We start from the raw sequence: 18,214 nt of genomic DNA, 5'->3' as shown, positions 1-18,214 counted from the left end.
CGACGACGGTCGCGATGGCGACCGCGAGCAGGACGATCTGGGCGTGCTGGAGCGTCAGTTCGACGATGTCCGGCCAGCGTTCGGAAAGGTATTCGGTGAAGCTCAGCGGTGCCTCCTGGTCGCCAGGGACGCGTACGCCCGCAAACGTCTCCGATCACCGCGGCCCGGCGGCCCCGCGGCCTCATGACGGCCGCCGGCCCAGGAAAGGCCGTCGACCGCCCCCAGCAGACTACGCCGAGGCCCCCGACAAGTGATCTACGGACCTCTGTCCGGCGGTCCCCGGCCTGGGTGATGATTGTCGCCAAGGGCGGTGGATCGTCATTTTTCGACGAAATGGGGCGGGGCGATGGCCGGTGGACGTCGTGAGCGAGAGTACGCGATGGCGCTGCAGCGTCGGTCACGGGAGGCGTACGCCCTGGCCGGGCGTTTCGAGGCGGCGACGGAGGCCGAACGCAAGGTCGTCGGACAGCTCATCACGCTGACCGGCGCGGGATGGCGGCTCCTGGTGGACCATGCCTGGCCCGCGACGATGTCCGCGAACGTCGACATGATCCTCGTCGGCCCCGGCGGCGTGTTCGTCATCGACGTCAAGCGCGGATGGGAGCCCCCGTCCGCCGCCGACGACCTCCCGCCGGCCGACTCCGAGCACCGTGACCTGGGGGTCGCCAAACTGCTCGACACGACCCGGGCGGCGGAGCGGGAGGTCGCCTCGCTGGGCATGGCCCCGATCGCGCTGCGCCCGGTGATGGTCTTCGCGGAGCACTCCGTCGACAGGGTCGTCGGGCGGCTGCGTCTCCTCGGGGCGCCCGAGATCCTCCCCGTCCTCGTCGGCGAGCCGCAACGGCTGACCCCGCGCATGGTGCGCGCCGTGGCCGACCTCCTAGAGGAGACCTTCACCGCCTACGACACCCCTTCCCTCGCCGAGACACCGGCCCGCACACCCTCGGAGGAGCCCGACGGGGCGCTCTTCGACGTCGAGGACGTGGAGAGGGCCGCCATGCGGTCGGCTCTCAGCGCACCCATCGAGCAGTGGATGACCTTCCTGCACCACGATCAGGTCTCCGTCGTCCGACGCGACTGGAACGGCCCGGCCCGCGTCGGCGGCCCGGCGGGCACCGGCAAGACGGTGGTGGGCCTGCACCGCGCCGCCCACCTGGCGCAGCGCACCACCGGCCGGATCCTGTACGTCACCTTCGTCAAGACCCTTCCCCGGGTCCAGGAACGGCTCTTCCAGAGCATGGCCCCGAGCGTGCCGGCCCGCGTGGAGTTCACGGGCCTGCACTCCTGGGCGCAGCGATTCCTGGGCGAACGCGACGTCCGCCTGAACGTGAGGCCCGAGGCCGCCGAGACGGCGTTCTCACGGGCGTGGCTGCGCGTCGGCCGCCACAGTCTGCTCACCGAGCTCGACCCCTCCGACCGCTACTGGCGCGACGAGGTGAGCCACGTCATCAAGGGACGCGGCCTGACCTCCCTCGCCGAATACCGCGTGATCCCCCGCCACGGCCGCCGCACCGCCCTGCAGTCCCAGCATCGGGAGGCCGTCTGGCGCCTGTACGAGGAGTACGAGCGGCTCCGCATCGCTCAGGGCGTCCACGACTTCAACGACCTGCTGATGACCGCTCTCAGGGAGGTGGAGCGCGAGCCCGTCGACCCGCCGTACACGGCGGTCATCGTCGACGAGGTCCAAGACCTGACCCTCGTCGGCGTCCGGCTCCTGTACGCCCTGGTCGGGGACGCCCCCAACGGCCTGCTCCTGATCGGCGACGGCCAGCAGTCCGTGTACCCCGGCGGCTTCCGCCTCGCCGACGCCGGCATCAGCGTCATGGGCCGCGCCGCCGTGCTGCGCACCAACTACCGCAACGCCGCCCCGATCCTCGACACCGCGCTGCGGCTGGTCTCCGGCGACCCCTTCGACGACCTGGAGGAGAGCAGCCCGAACGGGCACCGGGACGTCGAGCTCACCTACCACGAGGGCCGCGTCGTGGTCGCCCAGGCCGCCGACGCCGCCGACCACGACCGTCGCCTGGTCGAGGCGCTCTCGGAGGCCGGTCCGGCGGGCTCGGCCGTCCTCTGCGTCTCGAACCGGGTCGGCCATTACCACCGCCTGCTCACGGCGGCCGGATTCTCCGTCCTCAACCTGGAGGACTACGACGGCAACCCGACCGACGCCGTCAAGCTCGGCACCTACCACCGGGCCAAGGGCCTGGAGTTCAAGAACGTCTTCCTGCCCCACCACGACACGCTCCACATGGCCAACGGCCACACCCCCGTCGACCGCGAACGCGCCGAACTGGCCCGCCGCCTCCTCTACGTCGGAATGACCCGAGCCCGCGACCACCTCTGGCTCGGCACCGTCGTCCGTTCCTAGGCGGTCAGCCTCCGCAGTAGCAAGACATGGTCGATCCCGACCTGAGCGAGTACCTGCCGGGCGATGTCGGGCGGTTCCTGCCCGAGTCTCACGGCCCTTCCGATGAGGCCGGTCTGAGGAAGGCCCTCGCCGCCCAAGCGTGATTCAGGGGTTGCGGGTTGGTCGACCCGATAGACACGCCAGGAGTTGCCCAACGGTGCGACGGCCAGCACCAGGTGAGGTCGCCGCCAGGCGACGAAGGCCCAGCGCCCGTCGGCGACGGCGTGCACCAGTGCCGTCTCCAGATGGTCCTCCAGCAGGGTCGCGATGCGTGCCGCCACCGGCACGGGGTTCCTGAACCTCCCCGTCACCCGATGGAGCCCGTCGATGTATTCCAGCTCCAGCCCGTCCTCGGCCAACTCGGAAACCACGGGCGCGAGCGGGTCGTGATCGGCGGCCAGGTCGAGCAACCCCTCCCACTCCGAACGGCCGAGAACATGGGCTCGGGGGAGTACCGGCGGGATGAGCAGGTCCCCTGCGGCTTCCGCGTTCACCTCGGCGATCACGCCCCTGACGGCCCGCCACGTGCGTGCGGCGATCAGATCGGCGGGGGTTCCTCCGGTGAGCGCCACGCCACTGCGCAGCAGGCCCATGCATACGGCGGTCAGCGTTCTCGCCTGCTCCACGGCCTCGACGGGTAGATCATCGTGACGCCCGGGCATCAGCCCACCCGTGAGCCGCGCCAAGTGGCCGCGCCAGGAGTCGTCGGTCAGGTCCCAGACGCCATGGGCCAGCAACTGGACGAACAACCGGGCGACCAGGATGCGCACCATCAGCGGCGACTCCGGCTCCCCGGGCACGGTCCGTGAGACGGCGCGGGCGATCCACCGCTGCCATGCCACCCGTTGGGACGCCGTCATCTCCGTGGCGGCGGCTTCGCCGGCGGGGTCGGTGGGCTCCTCAGCGTCATCGGTCGTGATGTCGGCGGTGACGCCCCACCGCAGGCCTGGAGACGGATCGGGCATCCCCGCCCTGCCGAAGAGGGCGAGGGTGAGCGGCCGGCCGACAGCCCGTTCGCACTCGTCGAGATAGGCGGCCCAGCGGTCGTGGACGGCCGAGGCCGCGGGCGTTCGGGCGGTGCCCGGACGCGCGGTCCTGCGCTCGGCGAGCTGGTCGGAGAGCCGCAGTAGGTCGTACCGGAAACGGCGTGCCAGCTCCTCGTCGGTGAAGATCTCCTCCTCGGCATAGGCGTGGCGGAGCGTGGGCCGGTCGTCGTCGGCTCGGCGACGGGCGCATCGGGCGGGGTGGACGACGAAGACCGGCGGAGACTCGGTGTGGCTCTCCGTCCTCGGGTCGACGATCCGGACGACCGCTCCCGCGGCCTCGGGGGCGGCGAACTCCTGAAACGTCGTGCCGGCGGCGATGGTGCCGATCGTGATCCACGACCCCGGTGATCCGTCGGGGGAGACCTCGGCCGTCACCGCGATGTCATACGGGCGAGCCAACGTGACCTGCAGCATTCCCGTGCCGGTGAGCAGCGCGCCGAGCACCAGTAGCGTCGGCCGCGCCCTCACGGGCCGTACCGTGCGGCGGCCCCGCAGCCGAGTGAGCGGGGCGGAGACGCCCTCCGGCAGCAGTGAGGCCGAGGTCGGTGCGAGGACGCCGAGCTCGCAGTTGCCTCCGGCGACGGCCGGCTCGAGCAGTGCGCTCGCGGTGAGGTTGGCGCTACCGGTCAACGCGGACCAGGACCCGCCGCTCTCCCACTCCAGCAGCTTGCCGTGCCGTGGTCGCCGCTCGGGCAGCAGACGCAGCTCGGCGTCTCGGCCGCCGAGAGCTCGCAGGATCACGTCACCGTCGTAGCTGCTCCAGCGTTCCTGGACTCCGACGACGACCCGGACGGGATCGAAGTGCTCCACGATCCGGCTCAGCGCCCTCCCGTTCCCGTCCACGAACGGCGCGTACAGGCGCAGCTCGTCGACGGGGCCGGACGGGAGCCGGTCGAGCAGCCCGCCGTCGAGATTGCCGAGCACTCGGGTCGGATGCGGCGACACCTGGAACTCCCCCAACCGGGCGGCGATCTCCTGGAGCAGCTCCCGCACATAGCCGGGCATCGAGACCACGCCGCCCAGCCTCCCCAACCACTCGCCGAGCTGATGCAGACCCTCCGGGGCGTGGCTGACGCGGCCGCGCAGCACCGTCCACAGCTCGTCGTTGTAGCCCCAGCCCGCCATGGTGGGATTGCCGGAGCCGATCGCGGCGACCACGTCGTCCGCACCGATCAGCAGGGCCAGCTTGGGATGGAAGGCGCCATCGCGGCACGCCGCCAGCCCGTGAAAGTAGGCGCGTCCGGCCATCCGCACGTCGACCGGGTCGTACAGCCCCTGCGCGGCGTCGCCGACCACTGTGACACGCGCGCCGAGGACCCTCGCGGTGGGGACGAGCGTCTTCTCCAGGAACGGCAGGTCGACCGTGAAGCCGAGCAGCAGCAGCTCGTGCAGGTCGGCCGCGTCGGCGCGGTCGCGCCACCCCCCGAGCAGGGTGAGAGGGGAGGAGAACTCCCATGTCATGGGCCCACCTCCAGCAGGTCCACGCCGAGCGGGGTGACCGCCGCCGTCCCGTGCGAGGTCACGGTGACGAGGCCGAGCTGGTGGGCGAAGTCCGCGAGCTGCAGGATCCGCAGCCCGATGTCCCCGTCGCCCTCGTCGCCGGTCTTGTAGAACCGGCCGGCGCGCTCGTGCACCCGGGAGAACACCTTCATCCGCCCGTTTCGGTCGGGACGCATCTTGGCCAACGCGACCCGGCGGGCCTGCGCCAGCATGTCGTCCACCAACCGCACCGCCAGGTCGGTCATGGGCCGGTCGGTGAAGTCATGGATCAGCCGATCCACCCACAGCGGGTTGAGGATGTCGTGCCGCGTCCCGAGGAACGTGGTGCGCTCCTCGCCCACCAGCTCGGTGGCGCGACGCCCGCCCACCAGCAGCAGGCGGACGTCGACCAAGGGGTCCTTCGGGTCCGCGTTCGCGAGGATCTCCCGTTCCAACGGTGTCGGATGCCCGCCGTCCATGGTGTCCGGCAGCTCGTCGAGGAAGGCCCGCAGGGACCCGGCCGGCATCTTGTCGGCCAGCCACGCGCGAAGCTCGTCCCGGTCGCGGTCGGTCGACCCGTCCTCCGGCCCCATCGACCCGACCAGCCCCGCCCACAGGCGTCTCCAGGCGCTGACCGAGTAGTTGCGCAGCATGAGGCCGCGCCAGGCCAGGACGTGGTCGAGGTCCCTCAGCACCGGGTCGGTCTCGATCTGGTCGCCGAAGGCCACCGCCGACCGCACCCACTCCTCCGGCCCCTGCTCGAGGTCGTGGCCGTGGAGCACCACGGCGCGCCCGAACATCCTGAACGCGGCCCGCCGACGCCGGTCATCGGCCGCCCACCCACCGGGATCGTGACGCCCTTCCACGGTCGCGGTGAAGAGGCCGCGCAACCAGGGCACCTCAGGGGGTTCTGCCCTCTGCATGGCGAGCGCCGCCAACTCGTCAAGCCGCGGCCCGTCCAAGAGGTCCTGGTCGGCGGCCCGCCACAGTGGGGCGAACAGCTCCCGTACCTCCGCGGGACAGGGATGTTCGGCCGGACGCAGCGCACCGCCGTCGACGGTGACCGTTCCGAGGGTCGCGTTGGGGCCGCCGTACTGCTCCCAGAACCCCCACGCACGCGGCGAGTACGAACGGTCCCCGTCATCCAGGTCCGCGACTCGGCCGAGGTCGAGATCGTCGCCGAACAGCGGCCTGACCCGGTCGACACCATGGGCCATGCCGGGCCACCCGTCCGGATCGTCGTGGACGATCGAGACCCCGGCCAGCACGACCTCGCCGCGCCGCAGCAGCCGTCGGCACGCCGCCGCGTCGAGATCATGTTCATCGGCGTGCGCAGCCAAGGCCGCGTACAAGGCGTAATAGCGCACGTAGCGGGTGACCGAGGAGATCCCCGGCACGAGCAGCTCGACCGTCCGCAGAACCGGAGCCTCAACGCGCAGCGGGTACCGCCCCGACGCGTGTTCGAGCCCCTCCTTCGCCCAGCCGGGGCCCTCCACCATGAACGTCACCCGCTCATCCTCCTCGAATGATCTTGGAGAGATCATGCCGTTTCCGGAATGGCGGACAGACGCCGACCTTCTCGAGGGGGGACCATGGGACGGGTTCCGGAACGGCGCCGCCGGTCGGAGGCATCGCGACGAAGCGACGCCACGGCGTGCCGTGGACCGGGCGCCGTCGGCCGGCGGGCCGGCTCCGGTCACGAGCCTCGGCCGCCATGGCCCAGGCGAATCCCGACGAGTATGAAGCCCTTCGTGGTCCGGCGATACCCGGCGGCCTCATCCGGCCGCCATCTGCTCCTGACCATCGGGTATGTGGGTGATTGGTGCTGATTCACGGTAGTTAATACCGATTTATCCTCCGTGTCATCGCGCCGGCCGATGTTCGGTCTGCCGCTTCCCCCGGCCCGCTCGTGGAGCCCCCCTCCTCGACCGGGGCTGGCGGCAGAAGGGTCCCCGGCCCGATGCGCCGATTGCTGTCGGCGGCCGCCCTGGCCGTCCTGCTCACCATCGCCCTGGCCCCCACCGCGTCCGCGACGCCCCCCAACATCCCGTCCGCCTCCACCGCCGCCTCCCGCCTCGCCGCCCTGACGGTACGGGCCGAGTCCAACCACTCCTCGTACGACCGGTCGCTGTTCCCGCACTGGATCACCATCTCGGGGAGCTGCAACACCCGCGAGACCGTCCTCAAGCGCGACGGCGTCAACGTCGTCACCGACTCCTCGTGCGCCGCGATCTCCGGCTCCTGGTACTCCCCGTTCGACGGGGCCACCTGGCACGCGGCGTCCGACGTCGACATCGACCACATGGTCCCGCTGGCCGAGGCCTGGTCCTCCGGCGCCCACGCCTGGTCCACCTCCTCCCGCCAGGCGTACGCCAACGACCTCGGCGGCCCCGAACTGTGGGCCGTCACCGACAACGTCAACCAGGCCAAGGGCGACCAGGACCCGGCCACCTGGCAGCCGCCCCTCTCCTCGTTCCGCTGCACGTACGCCCGCGCCTGGATCCAGGTGAAGTGGTACTGGAACCTCAGCGTCGACAGCGCCGAGAAGAGCGCCCTCACCTCCATGCTCAACACCTGCTGACGCAGGGGCCTGGGCGGGCGTCCGTCTCGCCCAGGCCTTTGCTCCGCCGAAAATCGGTGGACGGCGTCGTTAGCGTGAAGAACATGAGCGTGGACATCGACCGTTTCGTCGCCGACGGCTTCGTCAAGCTGGAGACGGACGCCCATCGCGCGCCCGGCGACGCGGCCCGAGCGCTGTTGTGGCAGCGGATCGGCCTGTCACCCGACGACCCGTCCGGTTGGCGCGAGCCGGTGGTGTGGACCGCCGACCTGACCGGCGAGGGCCCGTTCGGCGAGCTCAGCCGCAGCCCTCACCTGCGACGGGCGCTGGACGCCGTGGCGGGCCCCGGCGGATGGGCCCCGCGCGGTGCTCTGGGCAACATGCCCATCCGCTTCCCCGGCGTGGAGCCGGCCGACGACCGGGGCTGGCACATCGACGCCTCCGTGGCCCGCCCCGACGGCTCGTGGGCCGTGTCGGGCCGACCGGAGACGCTGCTGCTGCTCGTCCTGATGTCGGAGGTCGGCGACGACGACGCCCCGACCCGCATCCGCGTGGGCTCCCACCGCGACGCCGCCCGCGTGCTGGGCGACCGGGTCCTCGACCCGTTCGAGGCGGGTCCCCTGCTCGACGAGGCGTCGAAGGAACGGCCGGTGGCCTACGCGACGGGCCTGCCCGGCGACATGTACGTGGTCCACCCGCTGACCGTCCACGCGGCGGACGTCCACCGGGGCACCCGCCCACGCTTCATGGCCCAGGCCCCGGTCTTCCTAACGTCCCCGGTCACCCCGAACGGCCCCAACGCCCTGGCTCGGGCCCTACAGCCCTGAGCACTGGCGCGTCGGCCCTCGGCGGACGCTGGAAGCCGAGTTCGCGGACGCGGTTCATACGACGAGTGCGGGCCACCCGGTTGGTGTCGCCCCCGGTGGGGTGGCCCGTACCGGATGGCTCGGGCCGATGCGCGGCCCCACAGGCCCGGATCCGGGTCGGGGATCCAGCCCCAGCCGAGGTCTTCCCTGAGAACGTGGTGCTCGGTGACGCCATGACACGCGCCGGAATGTGCTCGACGGAGATCAGCAGAGCGTCCGGGCCGTGAGGACGGCGTCGTGTGGTCGGAGCGAGGTCGCAGGCACAGCCGAGCCCGCACTTCGCGCACTCCCTCTCCGCGCTCACCGATGGCTACCGGTCGAACGGGCGGCCGACACGAAGGCGGCCCACTCCCGGCAGGTGAATTCCAGGCCGGCGCCGACGGTCGCGTGCGCCGTTGGTGCCCGGGGGCGCGTCATCCGGAGTGGCCAGGGCCCGGTGGCCCCCGGCGTGAGCGGCTACTTGGAGCGAACGGTGTGAAGGAACGCCGTCCACTCGCCAGGGGCGAAGTCCAGCACCGGGCCGGCGTCGGCGTTCTTGCCGTCGCCTACGCCGATGGTGCCGTGGGCGGGGCGGGCGACCTCGATACAGGCTTTGCTCGGGCAGCGGGAAGTGGCCGAGGAGGAGACCAAGGGCGCCTGGCGGGAACAGTTGACCTATTGCCTTTCCACCTTCGCCGAAGGCATCATCACCCGCAAAGTGAACATGAACCGCGCGGTCGCCGCCCATGCCGCGGCCATGGTCGCACTGCGTGGCAGGGTCCAGCAGATCCGCTCACCAGGCGGAGTACCGGCCCCCGTCAAGGACGGTGAGCAATGGAAACTCGGATGAGCAGGCTCACGCTGTACGGTTCCATCGCCGTGGCCGCGGTCGTGCCGCAGCTCGCCGCATGCCAGGCTGCATCCGACGACCGACCTTCCGTGACGATCCCGGGACGCGAGGTACAGGTACCCGACCCTTGTGCACTCATCGGAGATTCCCTCGCCCGGGATCTGGTCGAGGCCACCTCAGGTCAACGACGTCCGGCCGAACCCGACCACGCCGAGTGTCTGTGGTCGGCCCCCTACACCACCGACCTCTCGCGCAAGACGGGCAGCGTGGGAGTGCAGGCCATCGTCCGCAGAGTATACGTCCCCGTAAGCGATCCTTATCTAGGAGCCAAGAGCGCTTACGACGCAGCAACACGCGTACACCAATGCAAACCCTTCTCCAGCGGCGCAACACAGTCGTGCTGGGCATTCACCACCTCCAGCGGCACTCTCTGGGTCGCGCTGCGTCATGGGCATCTGGTCTTTCTCATCCACTGCGATGGACACAACATCCCTGCCATCGCCCCACAGCATCGAGCGGCGACAGCCACCCGATTGGCCACTGAAGTGATGTCGAACCTGCGGGAGAGAAGCTGATGACCGGTTACACATTTGAAGGCGGCCCCGGGTACCGCCAAGCCGAAAACCGGACCCCTCGGTGGTGAGGACTCCGCGAACGACGGTCCAGCCCTAATCCTGTGAGGGAGGGCCTGTGTCGCTGCGTCGCGGTCATCGGCGGCGGCCTTCCCCTGGCGTCGGCCGTCACCCTCGCCGTCCTCGGTCGCGTCCAGTACGAGAGCGACATGCTCTCCGAGCGCTCTCTGCTCTTCGTGGCCTGTACGCCTGCCCGTGAGGCCCCCGCCATTTCCTGGCACGAGCCGTTGCCCTGAACGAGCGCCTCGCCATCGGGATGCGCCTTGAGGTCGCCACCGCTACGCCCGGATGTCATGTGCCTCCGGCTTCCCTCCGGAGCCGGTTTGTACCCCATCGATGAGCGCCGCCGGCTCGGGATCAGAACGTTCCAGGGGGTTCGAGCATGGGGACGAGGAAGCGGTGGGCCACCATGGCGAGTTGGGTCTCGTCGTCGAGGTCGATGAGGTGGCTGGGGACCGTGAGGAAGGACGCGGAGACGCGGACCATCATTTCGGCCACGAGGTCGGTGTCCAGGTCGCCGGCGACGTTGCCGGCGCGTTGTTCGCGGCGGAGTTGGCCGGCGACGAATTGTCGGACGATGGCGAGGGTGCGGCCGCCGTCGTGGGCCATGGAGGGGACGACCAGTTCCGGCTCCGTGGCGATCAGGCCGCCGATCATCGGGTTGCCCCGGATGGCGCGCAGTGAGCTGACGAAGCCGGCGACCACGCGGTCGGCGGCGGTTTCGGCCTGCTCGATATCGATGAGGAACTGGTCGAAATAGCGGCGGAATTCTCGGCGCACCACCTGTTCGACCAGCGCGTCCTTCGTGGCGAACCGGCGGTAGACCGTGATCCGCGAGACCCCGGCGCGTCGGGCCACGTCCTCCATGGTGGAACGCCGGATGCCCATTCGGGAGAACTGCTCGTACGCCGCGTCGAGGACGCGCGCACGGGTCTCATCGGCGTCGTCGACGCGTTCGACGGCGTCGGAATAGGCCCGTTCCAACAGTGACTCAGGGTCCATTGTCCACCTCGAGTGGTGCGAGCGGGTCTTGTGGCGACCGGCGCAGTGTGCTGTTATTGGACCCGCCGTCGATGATACGCAGAAGCGGCGAGCGTATCACCGTATCAGACCGTGCTTTCGGCGCTGAGGAGGAGCGATGGACGAACCCAGCAGGCGCAACGTGTTGGTGGCCGGAGGGACGCTGGGCGCCGTCGGTGCGCTCGGCGCGGCGACACCCGCGCATGCGGGCTCATTGTGGACGTGGTCGCCCCGGGGCTCGGTGGCCGGATCGGGACGCGGCGTCGACCCGCGATGGGTGTGGGACGAGGAGGCCGACGCGCTGGTCGCCTCGCTGCTCGACCGGGGCGAGGTGCCCGGCGTCAACGCGCTGCTGCGGACCTGGACCAAGAACGGCCAGCCGCTGCCGGCCGGGCTGCCGGCGGACCTGCGGGACTTCATGGAGCGGGCGCGTCGACTGCCGGAATGGGCCGACCGGGGAAGGCTCGCCACGGCCGTCGAATTCAACGAGAAGCGAGGGCTCTACCTCGGCGTGCTGTACGGGTTCGCCAGCGGCATGATGAGCACCGTCATTCCCAGGGAGGCGCGGGCGGTCTATTACTCCCAGGGCGGTGCGGACATGAAGGACCGCATTTCCAAGACCGCGAAACTCGGGTACGACATCGGGTCCCGGAAGGCGTACGACCCCGATGGCGAAATGATCGTGACCTGCGTCAAGACCCGGCTCGTCCACGCGGCGGTGCGCCATCTGCTCCCCAAGTCCCCGTACTGGGCGAAGGTCGCCGACGAGGAGATCCCCATCAGCCAGCGCGACTTGATGGTCACCTGGCACAGTCTCCCGACCACCGTCATGAAGAGCCTCACCGCGTGGAAGGTGCCGATCCCCGCCGCCGAGTCCGCCGCCTTCCTGCATTCGTGGCAGGTGGCCGCGCACCTGCTCGGCACCAAGGACGAATACATTCCCGCGTCATGGGACGAGGCCGACGCGCAGGCCGAGCAGGTGTTGAAGCCGGTGCTGGCCCCGACACCCGAGGGCGTCAAATTGGCCGACATCCTCCTCAACCTCGGTGTCGCGTTCGACGGCACCATTCTCACCAAGCCCGTGCTCCGCGCGTTCACCCGTTTCCTGCTCGGGGACGAGATCGCCGAATGGCTGCGGATCCCCGTCGAACCCTTCTGGGATCGGCTCCTCGACGTGGCCTGGGGGCCGTTCGTCGCCGTCCGGGAAGGGCTGCTCGCGACGTTCCCCAGGGCGGACGACCTCTACTGGCTCTTCGACGAGTTCCTGCGCACGATGGTCCTCGCCTACCTGTCCGAGGCCAAGCCGATCAGCATCGAGATCCCGCAGACCAACAACCCGCACTACTGAGCCCGGCCGGCCCCCTAGGCGACGGAGCCGTAGGTGGGCCTGCCCGTCCATGCGTAGGTGAGGTAGGCGACGCCCGCTTCGGTGGTCGTCGACTCGGTGAGCCTGAGCCCGGCCGGGGCCGCGCCCTCGGCGAACAGCCGCTTGCCCTGGCCGAGGACCACCGGGGCCACCAGCAGCCGGTACTCGTCCACCAGTTCGGCGCTCTGCAGCGTGCGGAGAAGGTCGCTGCTGCCCTGGACGATGATCTCGCCGTCGGTGCGCGCCTTCAGGTCGGCCACCGTCCGGGCCGCCTCGCCCGCCAGCACCTCGGTGTTGCGCCACTCCGCCGTCATCGGGCTCCGGGTGGCGACGTACTTGCGCATGTTGTTGATCAGCGCGCCGCCCTCCTCATCGGGCACGCCGGGCCAGTGGGCCGCCAGGATGTCGTACGACCTGCGGCCCAGCAGCATCGCGTCCGCGCGGTCGAACTGCCCGCCCATGATGCGGCCGAACCCCTCGTCCACGTACGGGGCCAGCCAGCCGCCGTGCGGAAAGCCGCCGGCGTCGTCCTCGCCGGGCCCGCCCGGGGCCTGCATGACGCCGTCCAACGACAGGAACGTCGAGACCACCAGCCTGCTCGCCATCGCATTCTCCTTCTCGTCGTTCGTGCTCAGGCGCCCTCAACCTGGCGGAACGGGTTCACGGATTGTTGATGGCTTCCCTTCGGGACCCGCCGTAACCGGCCGCATCCAGTGGCGCCGGCGTCGGCGGAGAACGCGAAACGCCGCCTCCTCTCGCGGGAAGGGAGAAGAGGCGGCGCTGCGGGGCCGGATTACGGGGCCAGGGTCCAGGAGTTCAGGGTGCCCTGGGTGCCGAACCACCAGTCGCTCACGCGGAGGTTCCACGTGCCGTTCTTCGTCTCGGTGGAGGCGTTCACGGTGTAGGTGGCCTTGAGGTTCGCGGTGGCGTCGAAGAGCTTGAAGGCCTTGAGGCTGTACACGGTGCCGTCGGGGGCGACGAGGTCGATCCCGAGGGCGCCGGTGCGCGGGTGGGTGACGTCGACCGTGACCTTCGTGGTGGCGGAGGCGTTGCCGGTGCAGCCGGAGACGGTGAGGGGGCTCGACGCGGTCTGCCAGCTCTTGACGGCGACGGCGTTGGTGCTGGTGACGGCGTCGCACGGCCCGGGAGGCGGCGGGGACGTGCCCTCGGTGGTGAAGAGCAGACGGTTCGGGGAGCCGCTGCCGGGGCTGGTCACCAGGCCGGTGGCGGCCGCGCCGGTCAACGCGGACGCGACCTGGGCCGGGGTGTGCCCGGGGTTGGCCGCCAGGACCAGCGCCGCCGCGCCCGCCACGTGCGGGGACGCCATCGAGGTGCCGGAGATCTTCTTGGTGGCCGTGTCGCCGCCGATCCACGCCGAGGTGATGTCCTGGCCCGGCGCGAACACGTCCAGGCAGGTGCCGTAGTTGGAGAACGACGCGCGGGCGTCGCCGGACGTGGTGGCTCCGACGGTGAGCGCGTTCGGGGCGCGGGCGGGCGACTTGGTGCAGGCGTTGGTGTTCTCGTTGCCGGCGGCGACCGCGAAGGTGATGCCCGCGGCGACGGCACGTTCCACGGCGTCGTCCAGCGCGGCGCTCGCGCCGCCGCCCAGGCTCATGTTGGCGACGGCGGGCTTGACGGCGTTGGCCGTGACCCAGTCCACGCCCGCGATGACACCCGCCGTGGTGCCGGAGCCCTTGCAGTCCAGGACGCGGACGCCGACGAGCTTGACGCCCTTGGCGACCCCGTGGGCGTTGCCCCCGACGGTTCCCGCGACGTGGGTGCCGTGGCCGTTGCAGTCGTTCGCGTCCGCGTCGTTGTCGATGAAGTCGCGCCCGGACGTGGCCCGCCCGCCCAGGTCGGCGTGGGACGTGAGGATCCCGGTGTCGACGATGTAGGCGGTCACGTTCGACGCCGTGGAGGGGTAGGTGTAGCTCCCGCTCAACGGCAGGTTCTTCTGGTCGAGCCGGTCCAGGCCCCACGACGGCGGGTTCGGCTGGGTGTCGGAGACGGTGATGGCGACGTCCTGCTCGACGGACTTCACCGCCGGGTTGGCCGCCAACCTCTTGGCCTTGTCCTCGCTGAGCAGCGCCTGGAAGCCGCTGACCGCCCGCGTGTAGACGAAGCCGACGTCGCCCGCGTACTTGCGGGTGAGCCGCCGGGCCTCGCGCTGGACGCCCTCCGCGCGCAGCGTCGAGGTGTCCTTGAGCGTCACGATGTAGCTGCCCTCGACGGGCCGCTTCGCCTCCGCGTTGAGGATCACGCCGTCGTCGGCCGCAGCCGGGACGGCGCTCACCAGGGGCAACAACAGCGCACCCGCCGCTGTGAGCATCACTTTCCGGGCCATGGACACGTCCGAACAACCTCTCCTCGACGATGGGGGCCGTCGGCCGGGGCGGGGGAGCGCCCCGGCGAACGGGCTCACATCCTCGAAGAGGCGGCATGGGGCCATCTAGTGCGAAATATGAGTGAGATGCCCCACTCGACCCTCCGATCGACTCACAATCACGACACCGACCCGCGCACTCGCTCCTCAACGTTCTGACCTGGTGTCGTTCGGGTGAGGGTCCGCGGGCGGTGTTCTGGACGGTGGGTTCACAGTCGTCGAGGCCGGCTGGGAGTGGAGTGTCGCCTGCCAGAGGGCGGCCCAGGCCCCGGCCGCGCCGCAGCGCACCTCGCGCCCGGCATTCCCGGCCGAGGTGCCCAGGGAACAAGGCGGGAGGGTTCGGGAAAAGGCGGATGAGAGTCTGCCCAGGGAGGGCCCATGAGAAAGCCGGAAGCGGCATGATCGTTCACCCGGTCGCGGCGGCCGACGGCGCCGTCGACGACGCGGCGCTGATCGCGGCGTCGCGCGACGACCCGGAACGGTTCGCGGAACTGTACGAACGGCACGCCGCACAGATCCAGCGGTACATCGCGCGGCGGCTCGGATCGGACGTCGGCGACGACCTGATGGCCGAGACGTTCCTGCGGGCGTTCCGACAACGCGACCGCTACGACTCCGCGTACCCCGACGCCCGCCCCTGGCTGTACGGGATCGCGACGAACCTCATCAGCCGGCACCGCCGTTCCGAGGTGCGGTTCTTCAAGGCGATGGCCAGGACCGGGGTGGACCCGGCCGCCGAGTCCGCTTTGGAGGCGATCGCCGACCGGCTGGCGGCGGAGTCCATGCGCCGGCGGCTGGCCGCCGGACTGACCCGCCTGAACCGGGGCGAACGCGACGTGCTGGTGCTGCTGGCGGTCGGCCTCAGCTACAAGGAGGTCGCGCGGGCCCTGAACGTCACCGTCGGCACCGTGTCGTCCCGCATGAACCGAGCCCGGACCAAGATGCGCACCGCTCTGGAGGAGCCCCGCGATGAATGAGCTGAAGCCGATGGAGGATCTCTGCCGCGCCGTGGCCCCGACCCGTACCGAGGCGTTGGACGCCGGGCGCACCCGACTGCTGGCGGAGATCGAGCGGTCGGGGCGCAGGGGCCCGGCGCGGCCGACCTTCGCGCGCACGGCCGTGGCCTGCGCGTTGACGCTGACGATCGCCGCCGGTGTGACGATCGCGCAGAACATCGAAGGCGACGCGCCGCCGGACCGCGTCGGGGTCCTGCCCGGGGCGCCGGTGGCCGATGCGCGGGACGTGGCGTTGCGCGCCCGCGCGGTGGCGTGGACCCAACCCGACACCACGCTGAACCCCCGCCAGTGGATCTACACCAAGACCCTGATCGCCGAGATCGACGGCGGGGTGCTGGGCCCCCGGACCAGGTACTCCACCAACGAGGCGTGGCGCACCGTCGAGGGGACGTCGCCGCCGGCGAAGGACCCGCGCGTCACCGTCGGCGTGAGCGAGCCGACCGGCAAGGTGCTCCTCGGGCTGCCCGCCGACCCCGACGCCGCGCTCGCCCGCCTGTACACCGAGGTCGACCGCATCAACACGCTCGTCGAGCATCCCCCGCGAACGAGGAGGGGCCGTTCACCTTCCGTAACGGCATCGTCGGCGCCCCGCGCGGGGTGGCGGCGTTCAACCTGGTCTCGGCCATCCTGGAGTCGTACTACGTGCCGCCCCGCCTCCAGGCCACCCTGTACGGCGCGCTGGCCCGGATGCCCGGCGTCGCCATGCTGCCCGACTCGGCCGACGCCAAGGGACGGCACGGCCTGGCGCTGTACGTCGTGAGCGAGGGCTACATCCGGCAGGAGATCATCCTCGACCGGAAGACCTACCGCTACCTGGGCAGCCGCTCGATCACCATCGCCGACCACGCCGCCCCGCCCCCGGGCGAGACCATCGAGAAGGGCTCGGTGCTGGGCCTGTCGGCCCTGCTCACCGCCGCTCCCGTGAACGGACCCGATGAACGCCCGTGACGCCTCGCCCGGGGGCGGACGAGGTCAGGCGTGCGGGCAGGAGTCGCGGTACTCGGTCAGCTCAGGGCCGGTCGGGGGCGGGCACAGGAACTGGTCGTAGCGGGTGTCGGCGTCGATGAACCGCTTGAGCCAGGCCACCGACAGCGCGCCGATCAGCGGGTGCTCCCTGACGAAGGTCCCGTGGTCGGCCCCGGCGATCTCGGCGTAGGCGCGGTCCCGTGCGTAGATCATGGAGCTGTAGAACCGCTCGGCGTGGTCTTCGGGGCGGGTGACGGTGTCCTCGGTGCCGGCGAAGAACAGGGTCGGGACGTAGATCGCCGACCAGTTCTTGATGGTGTGGTACGGGGCCAGCGGCACCGCGGCCTTCAGGCTCGACCGGCTCCACGCGGCGTACATCGCGCCGCCGCCGCCCATCGAGTGGCCCATCACGCCGAGCCGCTGGGCGTCGAGCCGCTGCCTGACCTGGGCGGGGGACTTGCCCACGAGGTGGTCGAGCGCGGCGAGGAGCTGCTGGCCCCGTTCGGTGGGCTGGTCGTACACGCTGTTGGTGGCGATGGTGAAGACGATGAATCCCTGCGACGCCAGCCGGGGCCCCAACCAGGCGACGTGGCCCTCCGGTCCGGTGTAGCCGGGAGAGATGGCCACACCTCCGAAGGTGCCCTGGGTGGTGTCGTTCGGGTAGTAGATGGTGCCGCCGCCGAAGCCGTTCGCCTCGGCGTTGGTGACGGTGACCTTCGAGTACGAGAACGGGCCCAGCGGGGTGCGGATGCCGGCCCACGTCGGGGCAGGCCCGCGCTCGTACGCCACGGCGGCCCGAACGGCGGCCGTCGCGGTGGGGGAGGCGGGCGGGACGACGGCGGCCCCGACGGCGAGGGCGAACGCCGCCGGGACGACGGCCAGGGATCGGCACAGGGTGAGGCGCATGGGGTGGGACCTCCTGAGGGGTGAACGGTTCAGCGGGTCGTTCCGAGGTAGGCGTCGGAGACCGCGCTGTCGGCCAGCAGCGTGCTGACCGGGCCTTGGGCGGCGACTCGGCCGTGGGCGAGGACGTAGGCGGTGGAGCACAGTCGCTGGACGAGGCGGACGTTCTGCTCGACCAGCAGGATGGTGGTGCCGTCGGCGGCGATGCCGGCCAGCACGTCGCCGATCTCGTCGACGGCGACGGGGGACAGGCCGCTGGAGGGCTCGTCGAGGAGGACGAGCCGCGGATGCGACATCAGCGCGCGGGCGATGGCGACGATCTGCTGCTGGCCGCCGCTGAGCCGACCGGCGGGTTCGCCGGCCCGTTCGCGGAGCCAGGCGAAACGGCCCAGGACGTCGGCGAGTCGGGCGCGCTGTGTCCGGCGGCCGTGCCCGTACGCGCCGAGCAGCAGATTGTCCTCGATGGACATGTTGGGGAACAGCCGCCGGTTCTCCGGGCACAGGGCGATGCCCGCCCGGACGAGGGCGCGGGTGTCGTCGCCGGTGACGTCCCGGCCGTCGAAGAGGATGCGGCCGGAGCGGCGGCGCACCCGACCGTGGACGCCCAACAGGGTGGTGGTCTTCCCGGCGCCGTTGGCGCCGAGGATCCCGGTGACGGTGCCGGGCTCGGCGTGCAGGTCCACGCCGCGCACGGCGACGGTGGGCCCGAAGGCGACGGTGAGGTCCTCGACGGTGAGCATG

18 protein-coding genes are annotated in these 18,214 nt (G+C 71.0%); 10 read left to right on the top strand and 8 right to left on the bottom strand.

The features are described from left to right. The first annotated feature begins 379 nt into the window (after positions 1 to 379). Positions 380 to 2,368 (top strand): nuclease-related domain-containing DEAD/DEAH box helicase, encoded by a 1,989-nt coding sequence (locus DFJ69_RS05125; protein WP_245974027.1) that lies wholly within the window; start codon positions 380 to 382, stop codon positions 2,366 to 2,368. On the opposite strand, the gene DFJ69_RS05120 is transcribed toward DFJ69_RS05125, so the two are convergent. Together DFJ69_RS05120 and DFJ69_RS05115 are read right to left on the bottom strand one after the other, a co-directional pair. Then, positions 2,365 to 4,914 (bottom strand): phospholipase D-like domain-containing protein, encoded by a 2,550-nt coding sequence (locus DFJ69_RS05120; protein ID WP_116021403.1) that lies wholly within the window; start codon positions 4,912 to 4,914, stop codon positions 2,365 to 2,367. The two genes, DFJ69_RS05125 and DFJ69_RS05120, sit on opposite strands and share 4 nt — an antisense overlap. Then, complete coding sequence (locus DFJ69_RS05115) at positions 4,911 to 6,440, bottom strand: hypothetical protein (RefSeq protein WP_116021402.1); 1,530 nt, start codon at positions 6,438 to 6,440, stop codon at positions 4,911 to 4,913. The genes DFJ69_RS05120 and DFJ69_RS05115 overlap by 4 nt, the downstream gene beginning before the upstream one ends. 452 nt (positions 6,441 to 6,892) lie before the next feature. Here DFJ69_RS05115 and DFJ69_RS05110 point away from each other — a divergent pair, with 452 nt between their 5' ends. Further along, positions 6,893 to 7,513, top strand: coding sequence for an HNH endonuclease family protein (locus tag DFJ69_RS05110; protein ID WP_116021401.1), 621 nt, complete (start codon positions 6,893 to 6,895; stop codon positions 7,511 to 7,513). Between the two features lie 83 nt (positions 7,514 to 7,596). Then, positions 7,597 to 8,319 carry a phytanoyl-CoA dioxygenase family protein gene (locus DFJ69_RS05105; RefSeq protein WP_116021400.1) on the top strand — a complete coding sequence of 241 codons (723 nt, stop codon included), beginning with the start codon at positions 7,597 to 7,599 and terminating at the stop codon, positions 8,317 to 8,319. 495 nt (positions 8,320 to 8,814) lie between these two features. Here the strand turns inward: DFJ69_RS05105 and DFJ69_RS05100 are convergent, their stop codons facing one another. Then, positions 8,815 to 8,988 carry a DUF397 domain-containing protein gene (locus tag DFJ69_RS05100; RefSeq protein ID WP_116021399.1) on the bottom strand — a complete coding sequence of 58 codons (174 nt, stop codon included), beginning with the start codon at positions 8,986 to 8,988 and terminating at the stop codon, positions 8,815 to 8,817. Between DFJ69_RS05100 and DFJ69_RS33680 the strand changes: the two genes are divergently transcribed. From DFJ69_RS33680 to DFJ69_RS05095, 3 genes are all read left to right on the top strand, one after another. Then, positions 8,912 to 9,187, top strand: a complete 276-nt coding sequence (locus DFJ69_RS33680) for a hypothetical protein (protein WP_170177475.1) — start codon at positions 8,912 to 8,914, stop codon at positions 9,185 to 9,187. The two genes, DFJ69_RS05100 and DFJ69_RS33680, sit on opposite strands and share 77 nt — an antisense overlap. Beyond that, positions 9,184 to 9,762: a hypothetical protein gene (locus DFJ69_RS33675; RefSeq protein ID WP_147312209.1), complete on the top strand. Its 579-nt coding sequence runs from the start codon at positions 9,184 to 9,186 to the stop codon at positions 9,760 to 9,762. The genes DFJ69_RS33680 and DFJ69_RS33675 overlap by 4 nt, the downstream gene beginning before the upstream one ends. 101 nt (positions 9,763 to 9,863) lie before the next feature. Further along, positions 9,864 to 10,055 carry a hypothetical protein gene (locus tag DFJ69_RS05095; RefSeq protein ID WP_116021398.1) on the top strand — a complete coding sequence of 64 codons (192 nt, stop codon included), beginning with the start codon at positions 9,864 to 9,866 and terminating at the stop codon, positions 10,053 to 10,055. Between the two features lie 121 nt (positions 10,056 to 10,176). Here DFJ69_RS05095 and DFJ69_RS05090 read toward each other — a convergent pair whose 3' ends face one another. Continuing rightward, entirely contained in the window at positions 10,177 to 10,821 is a 645-nt protein-coding gene (locus DFJ69_RS05090; RefSeq protein ID WP_211328514.1) for a TetR/AcrR family transcriptional regulator, read from the bottom strand. 136 nt (positions 10,822 to 10,957) lie between these two features. Between DFJ69_RS05090 and DFJ69_RS05085 the strand changes: the two genes are divergently transcribed. After that, positions 10,958 to 12,187 (top strand): oxygenase MpaB family protein, encoded by a 1,230-nt coding sequence (locus DFJ69_RS05085; RefSeq protein ID WP_116021397.1) that lies wholly within the window; start codon positions 10,958 to 10,960, stop codon positions 12,185 to 12,187. 14 nt (positions 12,188 to 12,201) lie between these two features. Here DFJ69_RS05085 and DFJ69_RS05080 read toward each other — a convergent pair whose 3' ends face one another. Beyond that, a complete protein-coding gene (locus DFJ69_RS05080) occupies positions 12,202 to 12,810 on the bottom strand; it encodes a dihydrofolate reductase family protein (RefSeq protein ID WP_116021396.1) in 609 nt (202 codons plus the stop codon). A gap of 188 nt (positions 12,811 to 12,998) precedes the next feature. Beyond that, positions 12,999 to 14,549, bottom strand: coding sequence for a S8 family peptidase (locus DFJ69_RS05075; protein ID WP_116021395.1), 1,551 nt, complete (start codon positions 14,547 to 14,549; stop codon positions 12,999 to 13,001). A gap of 437 nt (positions 14,550 to 14,986) precedes the next feature. Between DFJ69_RS05075 and DFJ69_RS05070 the strand changes: the two genes are divergently transcribed. From DFJ69_RS05070 to DFJ69_RS05060, 3 genes are read left to right on the top strand one after another with little or no spacing between them, the layout of a single operon-like run. After that, the gene (locus DFJ69_RS05070; RefSeq protein WP_116021394.1) at positions 14,987 to 15,565 is read left to right on the top strand and encodes an RNA polymerase sigma factor; all 579 of its coding nucleotides are present in this window, start codon (positions 14,987 to 14,989) and stop codon (positions 15,563 to 15,565) included. After that, positions 15,558 to 16,364 carry a hypothetical protein gene (locus tag DFJ69_RS33670; protein WP_147312208.1) on the top strand — a complete coding sequence of 269 codons (807 nt, stop codon included), beginning with the start codon at positions 15,558 to 15,560 and terminating at the stop codon, positions 16,362 to 16,364. Before DFJ69_RS05070 ends, DFJ69_RS33670 begins: the two co-directional genes overlap by 8 nt. Next, positions 16,307 to 16,552 carry a hypothetical protein gene (locus DFJ69_RS05060; protein WP_170177541.1) on the top strand — a complete coding sequence of 82 codons (246 nt, stop codon included), beginning with the start codon at positions 16,307 to 16,309 and terminating at the stop codon, positions 16,550 to 16,552. Before DFJ69_RS33670 ends, DFJ69_RS05060 begins: the two co-directional genes overlap by 58 nt. A 24-nt stretch (positions 16,553 to 16,576) precedes the next feature. Here the strand turns inward: DFJ69_RS05060 and DFJ69_RS05055 are convergent, their stop codons facing one another. Together DFJ69_RS05055 and DFJ69_RS05050 are read right to left on the bottom strand one after the other, a co-directional pair. After that, positions 16,577 to 17,476: an alpha/beta hydrolase family protein gene (locus DFJ69_RS05055; protein ID WP_116021391.1), complete on the bottom strand. Its 900-nt coding sequence runs from the start codon at positions 17,474 to 17,476 to the stop codon at positions 16,577 to 16,579. A gap of 29 nt (positions 17,477 to 17,505) precedes the next feature. Beyond that, entirely contained in the window at positions 17,506 to 18,213 is a 708-nt protein-coding gene (locus tag DFJ69_RS05050; protein ID WP_116021390.1) for an ABC transporter ATP-binding protein, read from the bottom strand. Between the last annotated feature and the right edge of the window lies 1 nt (position 18,214).

The organism is Thermomonospora umbrina, from assembly GCF_003386555.1.
GTDB classification, from domain to species: Bacteria; Actinomycetota; Actinomycetes; order Streptosporangiales; family Streptosporangiaceae; genus Thermomonospora; species Thermomonospora umbrina.
The sequence above is the reverse complement of the archived record's forward strand: the minus strand, read 5'-3'. Positions and strand labels throughout refer to the sequence as shown.